Annotated in this window: 16 protein-coding genes; 12 read left to right on the forward strand and 4 right to left on the reverse strand. The window is 49.1% G+C overall.

Annotated features, from left to right (window positions below):
- Positions 1 to 43 precede the first annotated feature (43 nt).
- From AOC32_RS08160 to AOC32_RS08175, 4 genes are read left to right on the forward strand one after another with little or no spacing between them, the layout of a single operon-like run.
- Positions 44 to 4,198: a YhdP family protein gene (locus AOC32_RS08160; RefSeq protein WP_108508982.1), complete on the forward strand. Its 4,155-nt coding sequence runs from the start codon at positions 44 to 46 to the stop codon at positions 4,196 to 4,198.
- Between the two features lie 26 nt (positions 4,199 to 4,224).
- On the forward strand, positions 4,225 to 5,046 hold the full coding sequence (locus AOC32_RS08165) for a carbon-nitrogen hydrolase family protein (protein ID WP_108508983.1): 822 nt from the start codon (positions 4,225 to 4,227) through the stop codon (positions 5,044 to 5,046).
- 8 nt (positions 5,047 to 5,054) lie between these two features.
- The gene (gene tldD / locus AOC32_RS08170; RefSeq protein WP_108508984.1) at positions 5,055 to 6,542 is read left to right on the forward strand and encodes a metalloprotease TldD; all 1,488 of its coding nucleotides are present in this window, start codon (positions 5,055 to 5,057) and stop codon (positions 6,540 to 6,542) included.
- 57 nt (positions 6,543 to 6,599) lie between these two features.
- Positions 6,600 to 7,721 (forward strand): 3-deoxy-7-phosphoheptulonate synthase, encoded by a 1,122-nt coding sequence (locus tag AOC32_RS08175; RefSeq protein ID WP_108508985.1) that lies wholly within the window; start codon positions 6,600 to 6,602, stop codon positions 7,719 to 7,721.
- A 50-nt stretch (positions 7,722 to 7,771) separates the two neighbouring features.
- Here AOC32_RS08175 and AOC32_RS08180 read toward each other — a convergent pair whose 3' ends face one another.
- A complete protein-coding gene (locus AOC32_RS08180; RefSeq protein WP_108508986.1) occupies positions 7,772 to 8,344 on the reverse strand; it encodes a cob(I)yrinic acid a,c-diamide adenosyltransferase in 573 nt (190 codons plus the stop codon).
- 34 nt (positions 8,345 to 8,378) lie between these two features.
- On the opposite strand from AOC32_RS08180, the gene AOC32_RS08185 reads away from it, so the two are divergent.
- From AOC32_RS08185 to proC, 5 genes are read left to right on the forward strand one after another with little or no spacing between them, the layout of a single operon-like run.
- Positions 8,379 to 9,875: an FAD-linked oxidase C-terminal domain-containing protein gene (locus AOC32_RS08185; RefSeq protein WP_108508987.1), complete on the forward strand. Its 1,497-nt coding sequence runs from the start codon at positions 8,379 to 8,381 to the stop codon at positions 9,873 to 9,875.
- A 2-nt stretch (positions 9,876 to 9,877) separates the two neighbouring features.
- Positions 9,878 to 11,011 (forward strand): glycolate oxidase subunit GlcE, encoded by a 1,134-nt coding sequence (glcE, locus tag AOC32_RS08190; protein ID WP_108508988.1) that lies wholly within the window; start codon positions 9,878 to 9,880, stop codon positions 11,009 to 11,011.
- A gap of 2 nt (positions 11,012 to 11,013) precedes the next feature.
- Positions 11,014 to 12,267 carry a glycolate oxidase subunit GlcF gene (gene glcF / locus AOC32_RS08195; protein WP_108508989.1) on the forward strand — a complete coding sequence of 418 codons (1,254 nt, stop codon included), beginning with the start codon at positions 11,014 to 11,016 and terminating at the stop codon, positions 12,265 to 12,267.
- Positions 12,264 to 12,998 carry a YggS family pyridoxal phosphate-dependent enzyme gene (locus AOC32_RS08200; RefSeq protein WP_108508990.1) on the forward strand — a complete coding sequence of 245 codons (735 nt, stop codon included), beginning with the start codon at positions 12,264 to 12,266 and terminating at the stop codon, positions 12,996 to 12,998. The genes glcF and AOC32_RS08200 overlap by 4 nt, the downstream gene beginning before the upstream one ends.
- On the forward strand, positions 12,995 to 13,843 hold the full coding sequence (proC, locus tag AOC32_RS08205; RefSeq protein WP_108508991.1) for a pyrroline-5-carboxylate reductase: 849 nt from the start codon (positions 12,995 to 12,997) through the stop codon (positions 13,841 to 13,843). Before AOC32_RS08200 ends, proC begins: the two co-directional genes overlap by 4 nt.
- Position 13,844: 1 nt before the next feature.
- Here the strand turns inward: proC and ubiA are convergent, their stop codons facing one another.
- From ubiA to recG, 3 genes are read right to left on the reverse strand one after another with little or no spacing between them, the layout of a single operon-like run.
- Positions 13,845 to 14,705 (reverse strand): 4-hydroxybenzoate octaprenyltransferase, encoded by an 861-nt coding sequence (ubiA, locus tag AOC32_RS08210; protein WP_108509401.1) that lies wholly within the window; start codon positions 14,703 to 14,705, stop codon positions 13,845 to 13,847.
- Positions 14,705 to 15,631 carry a LysR substrate-binding domain-containing protein gene (locus tag AOC32_RS08215; RefSeq protein ID WP_108508992.1) on the reverse strand — a complete coding sequence of 309 codons (927 nt, stop codon included), beginning with the start codon at positions 15,629 to 15,631 and terminating at the stop codon, positions 14,705 to 14,707. The genes ubiA and AOC32_RS08215 overlap by 1 nt, the downstream gene beginning before the upstream one ends.
- A gap of 10 nt (positions 15,632 to 15,641) precedes the next feature.
- Positions 15,642 to 17,753 (reverse strand): ATP-dependent DNA helicase RecG, encoded by a 2,112-nt coding sequence (gene recG / locus AOC32_RS08220; protein ID WP_108509402.1) that lies wholly within the window; start codon positions 17,751 to 17,753, stop codon positions 15,642 to 15,644.
- 30 nt (positions 17,754 to 17,783) lie between these two features.
- Here recG and queA point away from each other — a divergent pair, with 30 nt between their 5' ends.
- The 3 genes from queA to yajC all read left to right on the forward strand — a co-directional run bounded on the left by queA (position 17,784) and on the right by yajC (position 20,430).
- The gene (gene queA / locus AOC32_RS08225; protein ID WP_108508993.1) at positions 17,784 to 18,845 is read left to right on the forward strand and encodes a tRNA preQ1(34) S-adenosylmethionine ribosyltransferase-isomerase QueA; all 1,062 of its coding nucleotides are present in this window, start codon (positions 17,784 to 17,786) and stop codon (positions 18,843 to 18,845) included.
- Between the two features lie 12 nt (positions 18,846 to 18,857).
- Positions 18,858 to 20,012, forward strand: coding sequence for a tRNA guanosine(34) transglycosylase Tgt (tgt, locus tag AOC32_RS08230; RefSeq protein WP_108508994.1), 1,155 nt, complete (start codon positions 18,858 to 18,860; stop codon positions 20,010 to 20,012).
- A gap of 88 nt (positions 20,013 to 20,100) precedes the next feature.
- Complete coding sequence (gene yajC, locus AOC32_RS08235) at positions 20,101 to 20,430, forward strand: preprotein translocase subunit YajC (RefSeq protein WP_108508995.1); 330 nt, start codon at positions 20,101 to 20,103, stop codon at positions 20,428 to 20,430.
- The last annotated feature ends 17 nt before the right edge of the window (positions 20,431 to 20,447 follow it).

Raw genomic sequence — 20,447 nt, forward strand, 5'->3', positions numbered from 1 at the left:
GCTACTAGCCCAATCAATGAAGGGTATCGGATAATGGATAGTAATGACCGAAAAAAAGTATCCGTTACGCCTCAAAGACCTTCTGACGATGCGGCCCGACGCCACCTCGTGGTCACGTTGGTCGCGCCGTCTGGCAATTTTGGCTCTCGTTACGGTCGGACTCATGATTCTTGGGCATCTGGTGATCCGATTCATTATTTGGCCGCAACTCGAAACGTCAAAACCGGCTGTCGAAAAGTTACTGTCACAACGCATTGGCGTTGAGGTCAAAATCAATCAACTCAATGTCTACTGGCAAGGGATCCGTCCAGTCTTTGATATTCGCGATCTGGAATTTGTGGTCGATGCCAAACGCAATCCGACTACGATTACAGATGCACCTCCCCTAAGGATCGCTGACATCCGAGGCGAGTTGAGTTGGTCATCGTTTTATCACCTAAAGCCCTATTTCACGAAATTACACGCTAGTAATGCGGTAATTCAAGTTACGCGTGACTCGCAAAAGCGCTTGTATGTGGCGGGTATTCTTGCGGGCGATGGCGGGGATGATTTCCATCTCGAAAATTGGCTGTTTAAACAAGGTGATTTAAAGATTTCCGATATCAATATTCTTTGGAAGGATTTCTCAAAGTCCAAAGCCGACGCCGCGGATCTGCGAATCGAATCCATGCAACTACAAAATGGAATACGTCAGCATGAACTTGATGCCGCTATTTACAGTCCATGGCATCAAGGCACCCTAACTCTCTCAGGAAAATTTTCTCACCGTCTAGGTGGGCAAGCGGGCCATTGGCGGGATTGGATTGGCGATTTTCAGTGGGAAGTCCAGCGACTGGATCTTGGGCAATTTAGCCGGGATTTTGAGATTCCCTTTAAACAGCTAAGCGGCGTTTTGAACTCCTCAGGATCGATTGCCATAAGCAAAGGCATCCCTAATGGCGGACAATTCAAACTTGCGATCGAGCAACCCATCTTTCAACAATTAAAAAGCAATCAGGCGCTTGAGTTTGGGCGCCTAGAAATGGAGGCGAAGCAATTCACATCCGGGAAGTTTATTTCGCTTGCGGTGCAGCAATTTGCCTGGTTAAACAAGAATCAAAAGCCGGGAACCCCGATGGAATCACTGGCGCCCATGACCTTTGGCTGGCAGGCTCCTAAACGCGATGGCGAGCTTGAAAAATTTGCATTCTCCTCGGCAAAAATTAGCCTCGAGAACCTCAGTCTGTTTGCATTGAATCTGCCCATTCCCAATCGAATCCGTCAGGTTTTAGAGCAAACCGAACCACGTGGAGATCTGATTGATGTCGACATCACATGGGCTGAACCAAAATCCAATATTCCCCTGATCGGTGGCCTCTTAAGTGGTCAAGGGCCTAAATTTAATATTACCGGCTCCCTCAATCAGGTAGGCATCAAAGCTTACCGAGATACCATCCCAAGCATTACCAATTTAAGCGGCACGATTACCACCAATCAAAACCAAGGCAGCATCAAACTGAACTCAAAAAATTTGGGATTAGTGATTGCTGATTTTTTAGCAGAGCCACGTTTGCAGTTTGACAGCGCAAGCGGAACACTAAATTGGTCATTAAAAAATAAGCAATGGCAAATCGGATTTGATCAGCTCTCTGTAAACAACCCCGATATCGCATTAATTGCTGATGGCAATTACCTAATTGGCAAAGAGAAGGCACCAGACACTTTAGATCTAACCATTCAATTTCCTAGAGCAAAGGCACAAACAATCTACCGCTACCTCCCTGCAGAAATGTCAAAGGATGCGCGCACTTATATTGAAAAAGCATTTGTCGGAGGAGAGATCAACAATGGCAGCCTAAAGATCAAAGGTGATCCTAATTTAGCCCCTTACGATGCTTCGGGAACTGGCGAATTTGCATTAAATCTACCAATCTCTGGAACGGTTTTTCGACCAGCCCCTCTATTCCCATCTGCAAAAGGCACTTGGCCTGAATTCACGGAAGTCAACGGTCTCGTTTCGATGCAGCAAGCCAAGCTGATGGTAGCAATCAAGGATGCTCGCTACCAAGGTCTGCAAATTCAAAATGTCAATGCAGAAATACCGAATGTTTCTAGCGCAAAGCCGGTCCTCAATCTCAAAGGAAATATTACGGGCCCGATCAATGACATGATGGACTATCTGAGAACAACACCGATTCTTCTCACTCGTCCAGAGTTAGCAAAGAATCTGAAGTTATCAGGTCCCGCAAAACTTGATCTAGAGATGCTGTTGCCTCTTCAAAATACAGATGACCTCAAATTAAATGCTTTGCTAAGCTTAAATAACAATATCGTCGTTTGGTCTGATCTTGCCCCATTCAATCAGGTACGAGGCAGTATTCGGATTACCGAAGACTTGCCCCGCTTTGAACAGGTAAGCGCTGAATTCTTTGGTGGCACCATCAATATTCGACAAAACACGGGGCAATCTCAAACCAAACAAGATCTCTATGATCTCAATGGGACAATTGATCTTGAACGCCTTGAGCGTCACTATTCCAATCAAGTGGGTCGCCAATCTCAAGAGCTCCTAAAGGCACTGGATGGCAAGGCCGCATTTAAAGGCAGGCTGGGTATTACTAGCAACACCACGGACCTCAATCTCGACCTCGATTTCAATGGTCTAAGCACCGCCCTTCCTGAACCCCTAAGTATCAAGAAGGGCAACAAACTAAACGGGGTTTTTCGATACCAGTCCAACGCCAGCGAGGGGGCCTCCAAACGAATCGCTCAATGGTCAGCACAAATTGGGAAAACAATCACGCTACAAGGAAAACAAGGTGCAGACGGCATTGTGGCGCAAGGAATTGGGATAGGGGCTGCAGCCATCATCCCTGAGCGTGGCTTGGGTCTCAATGTGCAAGCAAACGATCTCAATATTGATGCCTGGCATCGCCTGTTATTTTCGAACGATGGAGTAAATAGCAAACCCGATGCTGCCAACACGGCTGGCTCTGCGGATAACGCCGATGGCCTTCGAGTGTTTACAGCGCGCATCAATCAAGCGATTGCCATGAACCGCCCCTGGCCCAATCTTGCTATCAGTGCCAAATTGGGTGGAGATACTTGGCAGCTTAATTTGAAATCCCCGAATTTAGAGGGCGATGTTCAGTATCAAGAGAGAAAAAATGCTGATCTTCTAAAAGGAAAATTGCTTCGTTTGCATATTCCTCCAAAATTAGCAAATCCGGTGAACTCAAGTGCATCCGCTGACAAAGAGGTATCACTTAATGCGATTCCTGAACTTGATCTCAGTATTGATGACTTTAATTTCAATCAATATAAACCTGGCGCAATCGCGATTAAGACACGTAACACTCCAAACCGAATCGCAATTGAAAGTCTTGTCATTAACAATCCAAGCGCGTCTTCACGGATTACTGGGGAGTGGACCAGTGATCAGCAGGGCAATAATGAGCATGTTCTATTGGATATCAACTCCCAAATTAAAGATCTGGGTACGGTCGTTGCCTATTGGGGTAGCCCTAAAGCGGTAGAGGGTGGCAAGGGAACAATCAATGCCAAATTGGATTGGAGCGGCCCTCCCTATGATCCCTCCTTTGATACCCTGGCTGGCAATGTAAAAATCAATCTAGAAAATGGTCGCTTACTTCAGGTGGACTCTGGTTTTGCCAAGATTATTGGGGTATTTAGTTTGCAAAGCTTATTAAAATTTGCAACCTTTGACCTTCAAGGCAGCCTTGGGAATGTAGTCACCTCGGGAACCGCCTTCAACACTCTTTCTGGTGACTTTGTTTTGCGCAACGGTGTTGCCCGCACACAGAATTTCACGATGCAACTCAATCAAGCTCGAGTTGCCACCAGCGGTCTCGTGAATATTCCCAAGCAAACCCAAGACTTACGAATCACCATCTTCCCAACGATTGATGCAACCGCTGGCGCTCTAGCGCTCTTCGCTGTCAATCCGATCATTGGAGCAAGCGCCCTGATTGGTCAATATTTAATTAGCAATCAACTAAATCGCACACTTCAGACCGATTACCTAGTGCAGGGAAGCTGGGATAAGCCTGATGTAATCCCACTAGACCAAAATGGTCAGCCTTTAGATCCAAAGGTGCTGGAGACCATTCGCTCTCGAAATCTGCTGCGTGAGCAAAAGATGCCACCAGCACAAACCCCAACAAAGTCGGCACCCACCACCCCAGCGCCTGTCAACTAGCAACTAAAGCTTTAGTATTCAGTGGTATGGCAAATAAATTAACGGTGGCAGCGATTCAGATGATTTCATCTGCGAATTTGGCAGACAATCTGCGCACGGCTGAACGACTAATCAAAAATGCATCTGACCAGGGTGCAGTAGTGCTTGCGCTACCTGAATACTTTTGCCTAATGGGGCTTGCCGATACCGACAAGGTCAAAGTGCGGGAGACCTTTGGTCGTGGACCCATTCAAGACGCGCTTCAAGGCTTTGCTCAAAAATATCGTATCTTCTTGATTGCCGGCACCATCCCGCTCGAGGCAAGTGATCCACTAAAGGTTTTAAATGCAAGCTTAGTATTTAATCCAGAGGGTCAGTGCATTGCCCGTTACGACAAGATTCATCTATTTGGTTTTCAGACGTCTAATGAGCGCTACCAAGAATCTGAAACGATTGAGGCGGGTAGTCAGCCTACAACCGTTCGCATTTTGCATGAGGGCAATGAGTGGGTGTTTGGTTTAAGCATTTGCTATGACCTTCGCTTTCCAGAGTTGTATCGACAGCAAGCCGAGGTTGACTGCCAGGTAATTCCAGCTGCATTTACCCATACAACTGGCAAGGATCATTGGGAGATTTTGCTGCGCGCACGGGCCATTGAAAACCAGTGCTATTTTCTGGCGTCCGCCCAAGGTGGCCTTCATCAAAATCAACGTCGCACTTGGGGTCAATCCATGCTGGTCGACCCCTGGGGCAATATTGTCTCTGAACTTGCCGCTGGCGAAGGCTGTGTGCTCGGCGAGCTAGACTCCACTGCACTCGAAGAAGTACGTTCTAAGCTGCCCGCCCTAAAACATCGTAAGCTTGTCTGAAAAATACCATGAACTCACTTGCTATCCCACACATTGCAACATCAGCAAGCCCGCAAGAGGCCCTCGATATTGCCCATTCTTTTTTACTCAAGCCCAATGGCCTAGGTCCTTCTGACCTTGATCAACTATTTGGGGTGATGCATGCGCATCGCTTAGATGATGCGGATTTATATTTTCAATACACACGTAGTGAGCAATGGAGCTTAGAAGAGGGGATTGTCAAATCCGGCAGTTTCAATATTGATCAAGGTGTTGGTATTCGTGCGATCTCGGGCGATAAAACAGCATTTGCTTACTCGGATGTGATTAGCTCTGAAGCTTTATTAAAAGCTGCGCATGCTACTCGCGTAATTGGCCCCAAAGGTGGCAAAGTCAAAGTCCGCGCCCCACTTTCGGCATCAACACACTCTAATCCAGCTTTATATAGCACCTTCAATCCATTGGACTCATTAACGCCTCCAGAAAAGATTGCGCTCTTAGAAGGAATTGAACGACGTGCCAAGGCCCGTGATCCACGCATCATCCAAGTCATGGCCAGTCTTGCGGGTGAGTTTGATGTTGTGATGGTGGCTCGCTCTAATGGCTTATTGGCTGCTGATATTCGCCCACTCGTGCGCGTATCGATTCATGTTATTGCTGAGCAAAATGGTCGGCGAGAATCCGGCTCTGCCGGTGGTGGAGCGCGTGCCGACTACAGTTTTTTTGATACCCAGCGTATTGATCAGTGGGTCGATGAAGCAGTTGATCATGCCCTCCTGAATCTCGATTCCCGTCCAGCGCCTGCAGGCCCAATGACCGTTGTCATGGGCCCGGGCTGGCCTGGCGTACTGCTGCATGAAGCCATTGGCCACGGTCTTGAGGGGGACTTTAATCGCAAAGGATCTTCTGCGTTTTCTGGACGCATTGGTCAGCGGGTGGCTGCCAAAGGTGTCACGGTGGTTGATGATGGAACACTCAGCGGACGTCGCGGCTCGCTCAATATGGATGATGAGGGCACGCCCACGCAGTGCACCACCCTGATTGAAGACGGTGTTTTAAAGGGCTACATTCAAGACAGTCTTAATGCGCGCTTGATGGGAATGCCTCTGACGGGCAATGGACGGCGTGAGAGTTTTGCCTCGCTGCCCCTACCCCGCATGACCAACACCTACATGCTATCGGGTCACTATGATCCAGAAGAAATTGTGGCTAGTATTGATCGAGGTCTCTATGCCGTGAACTTTGGCGGTGGGCAAGTCGACATCACGAGTGGCAAATTTGTATTTTCTGCCTCGGTGGCGTATTGGGTGGAAAAAGGCAAGATCCAATACCCTGTCAAAGGAGCAACCATTATTGGTAATGGCCCAGAATCCTTAAAGCAAGTGAGCATGATCGGCAATGACCTTCGTCTAGATAGCGGAGTGGGCGTATGTGGCAAAGAAGGGCAAAGTGTCCCGGTAGGTGTGGGTCAGCCAACCTTACGCATTGATGAAATGACCGTTGGGGGTACGGCTTGATTTGCATGCGCTTCTATTAGATCGCACCGACCTCTATCAGGCTTTAGAATAGAGGGTATGAGCACAAAACCCCATACCCCCCAAGAAAACTGGTACGCAAGCTTAGATAAAACCTCTGCGACCGATGATCAACGTGTCGGTAACATTACTGTTTTACCGCCCCCCGAGCATTTGATTCGGTTTTTTCCAATCGTAGGCACGCCAACTGAAAAGCTAATCGGGCGTACTCGGGACAAAATCCGGAATCTAATTCATGGCAAAGATGATCGCCTCTTAGTAATCATTGGCCCTTGCTCAATCCATGATCCTTCTGCAGCCTTGGAGTACTGCCAACGCCTCATGAGAGAGCGTACGCGCTTAGCCGATGATCTGGAAATTGTCATGCGTGTGTATTTTGAGAAACCCCGCACGACGGTTGGCTGGAAAGGACTCATCAACGACCCCTATCTCGATGAGAGTTTTAAGATTGAAGAAGGTCTGCGTATTGCGCGCCAAGTGCTCATGGAAATTAATCGCCTGGGCATGCCAGCTGGTAGTGAGTTCCTCGATGTGATCTCACCCCAATACATTGCCGATTTAATTTCCTGGGGTGCAATCGGCGCCAGAACGACAGAAAGTCAAGTTCATCGCGAACTCAGTTCTGGACTATCTGCGCCAATCGGATTTAAGAATGGGACTGATGGAAATATCAAAATCGCAACCGATGCGATTCAAGCGGCGCATCGGCCACATCATTTCTTATCGGTGCACAAAAATGGTCAGGTTGCAATCGTTGAAACCAAGGGCAATAAAGACTGTCACGTGATTCTGCGTGGCGGTAAAGAGCCCAATTACGAAGCAAAGTATGTTGAAGCAGCCTGTGCTGAACTAGAAGCTGCAAAGTTACCAGCCTCTTTGATGGTTGATCTATCGCATGCCAATTCAAGTAAACAGCATCAACGGCAAATCGATGTTGCTAATAATGTTGCTGAACAAATCGAGAGTGGATCCCGTAAGATTTTTGGGGTCATGATTGAGAGTCATTTAAACGCCGGCGCTCAGAAGTTCACACCTGGCAAGGATGATCCAAAACAGCTGGAATATGGCAAGAGCATTACCGATGCCTGCATTAACTGGGATGATTCTGTGAAAGTACTCGAGCGTCTTGCGCAGGCAGTTCGCAAACGGCGACGCGCCTAGTTATCTGCTTAATTCATCAAAAACGCGGCTTAAAGCCGCGTTTTTTCTTTCTAGCTATCTTGTGCTTTATTTTGATTCTTCCACAGCACGTCTTGACCACCAGCAGCCTGGTTTAAAACCCGGGCAATCACAAAGAGAAGATCGGATAAACGATTGACGTATTGACGCGGTGAGTCAGCAATTGGGTCAACCCAACCTAACTTGACAATAGAGCGCTCAGCGCGTCGACAAACGGTTCGACAGACATGCGCCTGAGCTGCCGCGCGGGTTCCCCCTGGCAAGATAAATTCTTTGAGCGGAGGAAGATTGGCGTTGTAGTGAGCTAACCAAGTATCGAGCTGCTCAACTTGCTCAAGTTTTAATAGGGTGTAATTGGGAATACAAAGCTCCCCGCCCAGGTCAAACAAATCATGCTGGACTCGTAACAGCAATGCCTGAAGATCGGAAGCAATCGATGCGGGGAGCTCTTCGGTCATCAAAACCCCAATTTGCGAGTTCAGCTCATCCACATCGCCCATGGCGCAGATACGTAAATGATCTTTTTCAACTCGGCTACCGTCACCAAGGCCAGTCATACCGGCATCACCAGTTCGGGTTGCAATTTTTGATAGTCGATTTCCCATGAACAGATTATAGGTAAATGGCTAAAATAGACGAATGAATGCCCCCGCTTCTTCTGCTGAAATCCAATCCCTACAAGCCAAACAGGCTATTTTGGTCGATGCCTTACGGCCATTTCTAGCAGATGATGCCCTCCTTTGGCAGCCCGAGGACACCATTCCCTATGAATGCGATGGCTTGGCGGCCTATCGCAAAATGCCCCTGGCAGTGGCACTTCCTGAGAATGAAGAGCAAGTGGTCAATATCCTTAAAGCCTGCAAAGCCCTTGGAGTTCCTGTGGTACCGCGCGGCTCGGGCACCGGTCTCTCGGGCGGTGCAATGCCGATTGAGCAAGGCTTGGTTTTATCGTTAGCCAAGTTCAAAAAGATTTTGCAGGTCGATCCCTTTACACGCACTGCGGTCGTGCAGCCAGGCGTCCGAAATCTGGCAATCTCAGAAGCGGTCGCAAAGCATGGTTTGTACTACGCACCCGATCCATCCTCGCAGATTGCTTGTTCAATTGGTGGAAATGTTAATGAGAACTCGGGTGGCGTGCACTGCTTAAAGTATGGCTTGACGCTTCACAATGTATTGCGCGTTCGCGCCGTCCTGATGAATGGTGATGTGGTGGAATTTGGCAGCATGGCACCTGATTCACCAGGATTGGATTTGCTGGCTGTGTTGATTGGTAGCGAAGGAATGCTCGGGATTGTTACTGAGATTACGGTAAAGCTTGTGCCTAAGCCAAAATTAGCACGCGTCATTATGGCCAGTTTTGATGATATTGAAAAGGGTGGCAATGCGGTCGCCGCCATCATCGCTGCGGGGATTATTCCAGCTGGTTTAGAAATGATGGATAAACCAACCACGCGTGCTGTTGAGGAGTTTGTGCATGCTGGCTATGACCTCAACGCAGAGGCTATCTTATTGTGCGAATCGGATGGAACCCCCGAAGAGGTCGAAGAAGAAATCGCCCGCATGAATGCGGTATTAGAAAAGCAAGGGGCTAGTCGCATTCAAGTCTCTGAAAGTGAGGCGGAGCGCTTGCGCTTTTGGAGTGGACGTAAGAATGCCTTCCCAGCCGCTGGACGGATTGCAGCAGATTATTACTGCATGGATGGAACCATTCCAAGGCGTCATATTGCAACCCTACTAAAGCGCATTAAAGGCATGGAGGCCAAATATGGTCTGGGCTGTCTCAATGTCTTTCATGCGGGAGATGGCAATATGCATCCCCTCATTTTGTTTAATGGTGCTGATCCGGATGAATGGCACCGGGCAGAAGAATTTGGCACTGAAATCCTTGAGGCCTGCGTTGAACTCGGAGGCACCATCACTGGTGAGCATGGTGTAGGGATCGAGAAAATTAATTCCATGTGCGTTCAATTTGGCGAACAGGAGCGTGAGCGTTTTTGGGGTGTTAAAGCGGCATTTGATCCAGATCGTCTTTTAAACCCTGATAAAGCCATTCCAACGCTCAATCGCTGTGCTGAATATGGACGGATGCGCGTCAGCGGTGGCGTATTACCCCACCCTGAACTGGAGCGCTTCTAGGCATGAACGAAACAGTACTCTCGCGGTTTCGTGAGCAAATTATTGAGGCTGGTAAACAGAATCAGGTGCTATCGATCCAAGGTGGCAATACAAAATCATGGTACGGTAACCCAAGCCGGTCTCCCATTTTGAGTACGAAACCGTATCAGGGAATATTGGATTACCAACCTGAGGAGTTAGTGATCACGGCGTGTGCCGGCACGTCGATTGCAGAAATCGAGTCAATCTTGGCCAAAAATAATCAGATCCTGCCATTTGAGCCGCCTCACTTTGGTGACGATGCGACCTTTGGAGGCGTGATTGCTGCAGGCCTTGCTGGTCCTGCTCGCATTAGTGCTGGAAATTTACGAGACTTTGTTTTGGGAACCCGGCTGATGGATGGTCGCGGTGAAGACCTATCCTTTGGCGGTAAGGTCATGAAAAACGTCGCCGGTTACGATGTCTCGCGCCTTCTGCCTGGCTCACTAGGAACACTTGCTCTACTTTTAGAGGCTTCCGTAAAAGTATTGCCAAAGCCTGCAGCAACTGCGAGTCTTCGCTGCAGGATGGGTGCCAGTGATGCATTAAAAATACTCAATGAATGGGCTGGGCAACCTTTACCGCTCAATGCCAGCGCTTGGATTGGTGATGCAGGTGGTGAGGGTGAGCTAACGATTCGTTTGGCGGGAGCGAAGGCAGCGGTTACCTCTGCTAGTCAAATGATGCAAGATCGATTGGGCGCTACCGTACTCGATGATTCAGAGGCTGATTTATTTTGGCGCAATCTTCGTGAACAGCAGCTTTCTTGGTTTAGTCAAATGCCAAATCACCACGCACTTTGGCGACTCTCCTTGCCAGCCAACTGCCCAGTGCTAGCGATGCCTAAGGATTGCTTGCCGGAAATCATCATGGAGTGGCATGGACAAGAGCGTTGGATACAAGGTCCTGCCAATCAATCAACGGCAAACGTGTTACAGAAACTTGCAATCCAGCATGGCGGGCATTTAACCTGCTTTCGATCATTAAGCACCGAGGCATTCGAACGCTTTACTCGGTTGGATTCCAATCCTCTAACCGCAGGCTTTGAGGCCGTGCAAAAACGGTTGAGGCACTCCTTTGATCCCTTTGGTGTATTTACAACTGGGCGCTTACCTTAAGTATGGAAACAAAATTAGCTCCTGAGTTCATCAATACCGCTGACGGTATTGAAGCAAAACGCATATTAGGTAAATGCGTGCACTGCGGGTTTTGTACAGCAACTTGCCCAACCTATCAACTATTAGGTGATGAGTTAGATGGACCTCGTGGTCGTATTTATTTGATCAAACAAATTGCTGAGGGTCAGGCTCCCACGGAAAAGACCAGAACCCATTTGGATCGGTGCTTAACGTGTCGAAATTGCGAGAGTACCTGCCCAAGCGGTGTGGAGTATGGCAAGTTAGTTGATATTGGCCGCAAGTGGGCTGAAGAAAAGACGGCATCACGCCCCGTTGGGCAGAAGTTGACGCGTTGGTTATTAAAAGAAGGATTAACCAATAAACCTTTATTTGATTCAGCGATGCGTATCGGTCGCATGATGCGGCCTCTGATGCCAACCTCCCTTGCTCGTAAGGTGCCCAATGGCTTGCCAGCAGGCCCAAGACCTAATCGACAGCACGCTCGCAAAATGCTGATGCTCGATGGCTGTGTTCAACCTGGCATGTTGCCCAACATCAACCTTGCTACGCTGCGGGTATTTGATGCTTTGGGCGTTCAGTTAATTAGCGCTCCCAAAGCGGGTTGCTGCGGTGCACTACGGTATCACCTCAATGATCAAGTCGGCGGCTTAGCCGATGCGAAGCGTAATATCGATGCATGGTGGCCATTGATTGAGAACGGCAAGGACTCCGTAGAAGCGATTGTGATGAATGCGTCAGGCTGCGGGGTGATGGTCAAAGACTATGGACATTTATTAGCGAATGATCCTGTCTATGCAAAGAAAGCAGAGCGCGTCTCGCAACTATGTAAAGATGTTTCAGAGCTCTTACCTGAGTTTAAAGACGCATTAATTCATCAAATTGGCTCGCAGCCAAAGTCTGGTGTGGTTTACCACCCCCCATGCACATTGCAGCATGGTCAACAAATTCGCGGGAAGGTGGAAGGTCTTCTTGAAAGCCTAGGGATTTCAGTTCATTTGTGTGCCGATAGTCATCTATGCTGCGGCTCAGCGGGTACATACTCAATTTTGCAAGCTAACCTTTCTGATCAATTACGGGCTCAGAAACTACAAAATCTTGAGGCTGCCTGCACACAATCGGGAGCTAAGACAATCGTCTCTGGCAATATTGGCTGCATTAGTCATCTGCATCAAGATGATCTGCCCGTGCGCCATTGGATTGAAATCATCGATCAATTGTTGCCAAAGAACCCATGAGTCGGATTACTGATTGCCTGATGGCTGTTCGGCATCGCATCGATGCAGCTGCTGAACACTACGGTCGCGATCCAGAGTCCATTGAATTAATTGCCGTTAGCAAAACCTTTCCGGCGAGTGCAATTGAGGAAGCGATGCACGCAGGTCAAAAAGCCTTTGGTGAAAATTATGTGCAGGAGGCGGTGGAGAAGATTCAGCGACTCGATCAACTGCGTCCATGGCTGGAGTGGCATTTTATTGGCCCACTGCAAAGTAATAAAACATCTGACATCGCTGAACACTTTGATTGGATTCACACCATTGATCGCGAGAAAATTGCGCAACGCCTCTCGGATCAACGGCAAGCCCACAGTCGTCTGGGACCCCTTCAGGCATGCGTTCAAGTCAATATCAGCCAAGAAGAAAGTAAGTCGGGTGTAATGCCAAGCGATACCTTGCAACTGTGTAAGGTGGTAGCTTCGCTTCCAGGTTTAGTATTGCGTGGACTAATGGCTATCCCAGCTCCCAGTGCCAACGAGGCCGAGCAGCGTGAGGCTTTCGCAGCGATGCGTCACTTGTTTGAGGATATTCGGATGCAAACTCAAAGAGTGGCTGGTTTTGAAGACTTTGATACTCTCTCCATGGGGATGTCCGATGATCTTGAGGCGGCGATTGCTGAGGGCGCCACGATGGTGCGCGTTGGTAGTGCAATTTTTGGAGAGCGCAAACTAAGCGCTAAGATAGAGTCATGACAAATATCCAACCGATGAATACCGTATTTATTGGTGGTGGCAATATGGCTAGAGCCATTATTGGCGGCCTCTTGCAGCAAGGGGCCGACCCAAAGTCCATCTGCGCAATTGAACCTCAAGCACAAACTGCCAAGCTTCTCGAGAATGATTTTTTGATTTCAACCTATGGGGCTGTGGGTGATGCGCGTCCGAAGATTGAGACAGCACAGATCATTGTTTTAGCCATCAAGCCCCAAGACTTTAAGGCGGCAGCTACTGAACTCAGTAAGCATTTACAAGCTGTTGCTGATGGTCCTGTGATCCTGAGCATTGCAGCCGGAATCCAAATTGCTGATATGTCACGCTGGCTTGAATACTCCTCATGCATTCGTGCCATGCCCAATACCCCTGCCCTGATTAATCAAGGGATCACCGGTTTATTTGCGCCCGCTTGGGTCAGCGAGCAACAACGGCATTACGCCCAAACGATTGGCTCTGCTGTTGGCAAAGTCATTTGGGTACCCAATGAGTCTTTAATGGATGCGGTGACCGCCCTATCGGGTAGTGGTCCAGCATATGTATTTGCTTTTTTAGAAGCCCTTCAAGCGGGCGGAGAGAAGATGGGGCTTGCGCCAGACATCGCTCGTGAGTTGGCGAATCAAACTCTGATGGGCGCGACCGCCCTTGCTCTCCAATCATCAGAATCCCCCATGAGTCTTCGTCAAAAAGTGACCTCTAGAGGTGGAACCACTGCTGCCGCACTTGAAGTCCTCGATCAACAGCAGTGGGCAGCGATTTTGCAAAACGCCCTACTTGCTGCTCAAAAGCGTGGGGCGGCCATGGCAAAAGAATTTGGGCAATCCTAGACTATGAGCGCAGTGCTAGTCCAAGCACAATTCCTAAAAAGAGCGCGGCCCCCAACCAATTGTTGTGCAAGAAGGCTCTAAAGCAGGCTTCGCGCTGCCGAGTGGCAACGAGTCGCAGTTCATAGATAGCGCAACCGAGCGCTAAGAACCAGCCCACATAGAACCAAGAACTCAGCTCAATCATCTCGGCTACCCAAATTTGGGAGGCCAACAAGAGCCCATAACAAATCGAGATGGCCGTTACATCAAACCGCCCAAAAGTAATCGCTGAAGTTTTTAATCCCAAGCGCAGATCATCATCGCGATCGACCATGGCATAGGCAGTATCGTAAGCAATCGCCCAAAAAACATTACCAGTAAATAAAATCAAGGCCTCTAGCGGTATGTGATTTTGTACTGCCGCAAACGCCATGGGAATACCAAAACCAAATGCCAGACCAAGGATTGCTTGAGGGATTGAAAAGAAGCGTTTCGTAAAGGGATAAATGGCTGCTAAGAGAACTGCCACAATCGATAACTGCTTAGTCAAGTCATTTAAAGGCTGAATTAATCCAAATGAGATCAATGCCAAGATCACGGCAATTGCAATTGCCTCGTACTTGGATATTTTTCCACTGGTGAGTGGGCGATGCTGTGTACGTTCTACGTGCTTATCAAAATGACGGTCAGCGTAGTCATTGATCGCGCAACCGGCGCTTCGCATGAGGACCGTTCCCAAACAAAAGATCGACAAGACGATTGGATTTGGAAAGCCATCGCTTGCAATCCAAAGGCCCCAAAGTGTTGGCCACAGTAGTAAAAGAATGCCGATGGGCTTATCCAAGCGCACCAGATGGATATACGACTGCAAGCGCCCAGAAATCAGAGCAACCTCGCTCCAGGTAAATCGCACGCTCGAATGGTCCGAGCAATTGCCTTCATGGCCTCAACCCGGGGATAACCTTTGCGCCAGACTAGACTAACGCGCCGCGTTGGCTCAGGTGATTCAAATGGAATATAGAGGATCAATCCGTCGCGATCATTTGGATTGCTGACTGAGGTGCGCGGCAAGACCGTAATTCCAATTCCTCCTGCGACCATTTGTCGAATGGTCTCTAGCGAGGATCCCTCAAAACTACGATGCTCTCCAAGTGTTAGGCCGGTGCCAAATCGATTGAGTTCTGGGCAAACACCCAGTACATGATCCCGAAAGCAATGCCCAGCGCCAAGCAGTAAGGTATTTTGTTCCTTCAATTCTTTTTGGCCAATCGATTTTCGATCTGACCATTCATGCCCCTTGGGGATCGCCACTAAGAAAGGTTCCTCATAGAGGTCAACAAAATCCAAGCCGGCGCTCGGAAATGGGTCCGCCAAAATGGCGCAGTCAAGCTCCCCTTGACGCAACATCTCAATTAAACGGACCGTAAAGTTTTCTTCCAAAAATAATGGAGCCTTCGGTAAGGTGTCGCGCGCCACACGAACGAGACTGGGGAGTAAATAAGGGGCGACGGTATAAATTGCACCAAGTCGCAATGGCCCGGATAGGGGATCCTGACCATGTTTTGCAAGATGCTTAAGTGCGTTGGCTTCCTCGAGTACCCGTTGTGCCTGCTGAATAATCACGGCGCCAAGGGTTGTGAGAGCCACGTCTGAACTGGTGCGCTCAAATATTTGGGTTTGCAGTTCTTCTTCTAACTTCTTAATGGCAACCGACAAAGTGGGCTGTGATACATGACAGGCTTCGGCTGCACGTCCAAAATGGCGCTCACGAGCAACTGCAACGATATAACGAAGTTCGGTCAGAGTCATACTCGTATTATCAAGCCTTTAGAAAATCTGTGCGCGAACCCAGCCAGCGACCCAGATGCGCCTCGACAAGCTCTGGATAGGCACGCAACCAATGCTCGGCGAGCTCTTGTGCAACCTGAATTAACCAGGCATCGCGCTGCAAATCGACAAAGCGCAACATGGCTTCACCCGATTGCCTGGCTCCCAAAAGCTCGCCAGGGCCACGCAAGGCAAGATCGCGCTCCGCAATCACAAATCCATCCGAAACCTCGCGTAAGGTCTGTAAACGCTCTTTGGCGGCTAATGATAGAGGCTCGGAATACATCAAGATACAGGCCGATTGATTGGAGCCCCTACCAACACGACCTCGCAATTGATGGATCTGGGCATAACCAAAGCGTTCAGCATGCTCGATCACCATTAATGCGGCATTGGGAACATCGACGCCCACCTCAATCACGGTAGTTGCCACCAATACATCAATCTGGCCCGCTTTAAAGGCAGCCATAATGGCCGCCTTCTCATCTGCCTTGAGACGCCCATGAATCAAAGCCAACTTATATTCCGATAAATATTCAGATAACTCCGCATGACTGGCAACTGCTGTTTGTAATTGCAAGGCCTCTGACTCTTCAATCAGCGGGCAAACCCAATAGGCCTGAAGGCCCTTTTGCAACCACTGTTTCAAACCTTCAATCACCTCTTGGCGTCTGCCGTCTTTAACTAATTTGGTAGTAATTGCTTGTCGTCCGGGTGGTAACTCGTCGATAACCGAGACATCGAGATCGGCGTAATAGGTCATTGCCAAGGTTCGGGGGATCGGGGTGGCGGACATCATGAGTTGGTGGCAGTAATAGGTTTCTGAGCCAATGCGTTGAGTAATCTCTAGACGTTGACGAACCCCAAAACGATGTTGCTCATCAATCACTGCCAAGCCCAGCGCAGCAAATTGAACGGCATCTTGAATGAGGGCATGCGTTCCCACAATGATTTGAGCCGTACCCGATGCAATCATTTCTTGTGCGTGTTTTTTTTCTTTCCCTTTCATGCCACCTGACAACCAAACCACACAAATGCCAAGCGGCTCAAACCACTCCTTAAATTTCCAGTAATGCTGTTCTGCCAAAATTTCCGTAGGCGCCATGATGGCCGCCTGAAACGAGCGCTCCACCATCTGTGCACTGGCTAGAGCTGCAATAATGGTTTTGCCACTCCCAACATCACCTTGTAAAAGACGATTCATTGGAAACGGCTCTTTCAAATCACGAGTAATCTCCGACCACACTCGTTGCTGTGCATCGGTCAGCTCAAATGCCAGAGCGCGTATCAGTTGCAAGGGGAGGTTTTTTAATTCCTTTGGCGAGTTCGATTGTTTTGGCGGTGCGGGGCGCGCTCTACGACTGGCATGCGCTTGCTTTAGAGATATTTGTTGCGCAAGAAGCTCTTCTAGCTGCACCCGACGCCAAGCAGGATGGGTTCGTTCAATGATAGATTGAGTATCGGCATCAACCGGTGGCTGATGTAAATAATGGATGGAATCGCGCAGACTCCACTGCATCACGCTTTGTGCGGCAGGACTTAAAGCACTTTGTGGAATTGTTTCTACCAACCACGCTTCCAAGCTGGAATCCTTCAAAGCATTAAGCACTGCCTTCCGAATTTTGGTCTGACTCACTCCCGCAACCACCGAGTACACCGGGGTTAGGCTTTTGGGTAGCGGTGCATCCGGAGATACAACACGCACTGTCGGATGAACTATCTCAGGACCGAAATAGCCATCCCGAATATCACCCCGAACCCGTACATGTACCCCAACTGCCATTTGCTTTTGTTGACTGGGGTAAAAATTTAACCAACGAAGGTTTAAGCTACCTGTATCGTCCTCGATCGTAACCAAGAGTTGGCGACGGGGTCGATACACAACCTGACTACGAATCACTCGCCCTTGGGTTTGAACCGGACCTTGAAGTGCCGATGCACAGGCCTCGTCAATCGCCCATAGCTCGGTTTCATCCTCGTAGCGAATCGGTAGGTGCAGAGCTAATGCGGCAGGCGTAGTTAGCCCCATTTTCTCGAGTAGATTATTAGGAGACCCCTCACCGCTCGGTGTTTTGGGTACTTTTGTGTTGGACTTGGCTCTCATGGTTAGAATCCCAACACCGATAGTAATGCCATGCAATTATCCGACTTCAACTACGACCTCCCGCCTGAGCTAATCGCTCAGCACCCACTGCCGCAACGATCAGCCAGCCGGCTCTTGGAGCTGGTGCAGACTGCGGATGAGAGACCTGAGTGCATTGATCGTTCATTTACCGATATTGTCCAATTAATTGGTCCAAACGATCTCCTCATTTTTAATGACACCCGAGTCATTCCAGCACGCGTGTTTGGCCAAAAGGAAACGGGGGGGCAAGTTGAGGTTTTGATCGAACGAATCACGGGGCCCAATCAAGCGATTGCTCAGATTCGTGCGTCTAAGGTTCCAAAACCCGGAGGCAAAATCCGGCTTCGCGCCCATTCTGACCCCATCGCGGCCGATGACGCCCCAACGCTCATAGTGAATGGTCGAGTCAATATTGGTGGCAATAGTGATTTTTACGAAATTGTATTTCCTGAGAATGCAATGTCTGTATTAGAGAGCTATGGTGAACTCCCATTACCTCCCTACATTAGCCACACACCCGATGAGGAAGATGCCAATCGATACCAAACGGTGATGGCTCAAAAACCCGGAGCGGTTGCGGCACCGACTGCCGGCTTGCATTTTGATGTGGCTCTACTCAAACGCCTACGGGATCATGGGGTACAACAAGCAGCCATTACTTTGCACGTTGGTGCGGGGACATTTACTCCGGTTCGGCATGAAGACTTGGCGCTCCATCAAATGCACTATGAGTGGTACTCGATCCCGAAAGATACGATCGAGGCAATTGAGCGGACCAAACAAAATCAAGGCAAGGTGATTGCTGTCGGTACGACGAGCATTCGCACACTGGAAAGTTATGCCATCACCGGCCAACTCGAGGGCGAAACGAATTTATTTATTACGCCCGGCTTTGAGTTCAGGGTGGTCGATGCATTAATTACAAATTTCCATTTACCAAAGTCGACTCTGCTAATGCTTGTAAGTGCATTTGCTGGAATCGATCCCATCCGCTACGCTTATGCCCACGCCATTCGTGAGCAATACCGATTCTTCAGCTACGGTGATGCCATGTTTCTGAGGCGAACCTGAGACAATGCGGGTATGAGCCCACTCGAATTCACCAGCATCCAAGAGGACTCCGATAGCCACGCGCGACTTGGGAAAATACGCCTACCCCATGGGGAGGTCGAAACCCCTATTTTTATGCCAGTAGGAACCTATGGCACTGTGAAAGCCGTTACCCCTCGTGACCTGCACGAAATGAACGCTCAAATTATCTTGGGCAATACCTTTCACTTATGGCTGCGACCTGGTTTAGATGTGGTTCGTAAACATGGTGGTCTGCATCGATTTATGGGCTGGGATAAACCGATCCTGACTGACTCAGGAGGCTTTCAGGTATTTAGCTTGGGCGCCCTTCGCAAAATTACGGAAGATGGCGTCACCTTCTCTTCACCGATTAATGGCGATAAATTATTCATGTCGCCCGAAGTGTCGATGGAGATACAGGCAACGCTTAATAGCGATATTGCGATGCAATTTGATGAGTGCACGCCCTATGAAACTCAAGGACAGCCTACTTCCGAAAAATCTGCGAGCGAATCTTTGCAACTGTCACTTCGGTGGGGCGAGCGCTCGATCAAGCGCTTTCGTGAATTGGAAACCGGTAATGCCCTATTTGGAATTGTTCAGGGCGGTATGTATGAAAAGCTGCGGGACGAATCGCTTGCCGGCGTAGCCAATCAGGGCTTTGATGGTATTGCGATTGGCGGACTCTCCGTTGGCGAACCCAAGCCTGAATTTGAACGCATCTTGAGTCATACCGGGCCGCGCCTACCCAAGCATGTACCGCATTACCTGATGGGGGTTGGAACCCCTGAAGATTTGGTGCTTGGGGTCAGCATGGGAATTGATATGTTTGATTGCGTGATGCCAACACGGAATGCCCGAAATGGATGGCTATTTACCCGCCATGGGGATCTCAAACTTCGCAATGCTGGCTACCGTGACGATGATCGACCGATTGATATGCAATGTGCCTGCTATACCTGCCGACACTTTACCCGCTCATATCTCCACCACCTCCAAAAGGCCAATGAAATCCTCGGGGCTCAGTTAAATACGATCCATAATCTTCATTACTACCTCGAGCTCATGAAGGGCATTCGCTCTGCCCTCAAAGAGGGGGCTTTCTCGCAATTCAAAGTTCAGTTCCATCGCCAACGCCAACGCGGGATTGAGCCCCACCAAGACTAAGGCTTTAGGGGAAGCCTCAAAATCCCAGTCGACAGCCAGTCGGTTTAGAATTGCGGCTTACGTGTCGTAATTAATTGGAGGCTCCAAGATGTTGATTAGCAATGCTTTTGCGCAAAGCGCACCCGCTGCCGGCGGAGATGCTGGTGGATTGATGAGTTTTATTCCCTTAATCCTCATGTTCGTGGTGCTTTATTTCATCATGATTCGTCCACAGATGAAGCGGCAGAAAGAGACCAAAGCGATGCTCGAGGCACTTGCAGCTGGTGATGAAGTCATTACCGCTGGTGGTATTTTGGGGAAAGTCACTGCGGTTAAAGATCAGTACGTTACCCTTGAGCTAGTACCAGGTACCGAAGTCCAGATGCAAAAGAATGCGGTAACGAGCGTTCTACCCAAAGGTACTATTAAATCTGTCTAATGAATCAGGGCGTCGTA

This window comes from Polynucleobacter acidiphobus (assembly GCF_003065385.1).
Lineage (GTDB): Bacteria > Pseudomonadota > Gammaproteobacteria > Burkholderiales > Burkholderiaceae > Polynucleobacter > Polynucleobacter acidiphobus.

Bases quoted from the DNA above. Each gene is read 5' to 3' on its own strand.
- glcF (WP_108508989.1), top strand. From the start codon at position 11,014: ATGGAAACAAAATTAGCTCCTGAGTTCATCAATACCGCTGACGGTATT.
- glcE (WP_108508988.1), top strand. From the start codon at position 9,878: ATGAACGAAACAGTACTCTCGCGGTTTCGTGAGCAAATTATTGAGGCT.
- tldD (WP_108508984.1), top strand. From the start codon at position 5,055: ATGAACTCACTTGCTATCCCACACATTGCAACATCAGCAAGCCCGCAA.
- AOC32_RS08200 (WP_108508990.1), top strand. From the start codon at position 12,264: ATGAGTCGGATTACTGATTGCCTGATGGCTGTTCGGCATCGCATCGAT.
- AOC32_RS08215 (WP_108508992.1), bottom strand. From the start codon at position 15,631: ATGACTCTGACCGAACTTCGTTATATCGTTGCAGTTGCTCGTGAGCGC.
- recG (WP_108509402.1), bottom strand. From the start codon at position 17,753: ATGAGAGCCAAGTCCAACACAAAAGTACCCAAAACACCGAGCGGTGAG.
- yajC (WP_108508995.1), top strand. From the start codon at position 20,101: ATGTTGATTAGCAATGCTTTTGCGCAAAGCGCACCCGCTGCCGGCGGA.
- proC (WP_108508991.1), top strand. From the start codon at position 12,995: ATGACAAATATCCAACCGATGAATACCGTATTTATTGGTGGTGGCAAT.
- queA (WP_108508993.1), top strand. From the start codon at position 17,784: ATGCAATTATCCGACTTCAACTACGACCTCCCGCCTGAGCTAATCGCT.
- AOC32_RS08165 (WP_108508983.1), top strand. From the start codon at position 4,225: ATGGCAAATAAATTAACGGTGGCAGCGATTCAGATGATTTCATCTGCG.
- AOC32_RS08180 (WP_108508986.1), bottom strand. From the start codon at position 8,344: ATGGGAAATCGACTATCAAAAATTGCAACCCGAACTGGTGATGCCGGT.
- AOC32_RS08185 (WP_108508987.1), top strand. From the start codon at position 8,379: ATGAATGCCCCCGCTTCTTCTGCTGAAATCCAATCCCTACAAGCCAAA.
- AOC32_RS08160 (WP_108508982.1), top strand. From the start codon at position 44: ATGACCGAAAAAAAGTATCCGTTACGCCTCAAAGACCTTCTGACGATG.
- AOC32_RS08175 (WP_108508985.1), top strand. From the start codon at position 6,600: ATGAGCACAAAACCCCATACCCCCCAAGAAAACTGGTACGCAAGCTTA.
- tgt (WP_108508994.1), top strand. From the start codon at position 18,858: ATGAGCCCACTCGAATTCACCAGCATCCAAGAGGACTCCGATAGCCAC.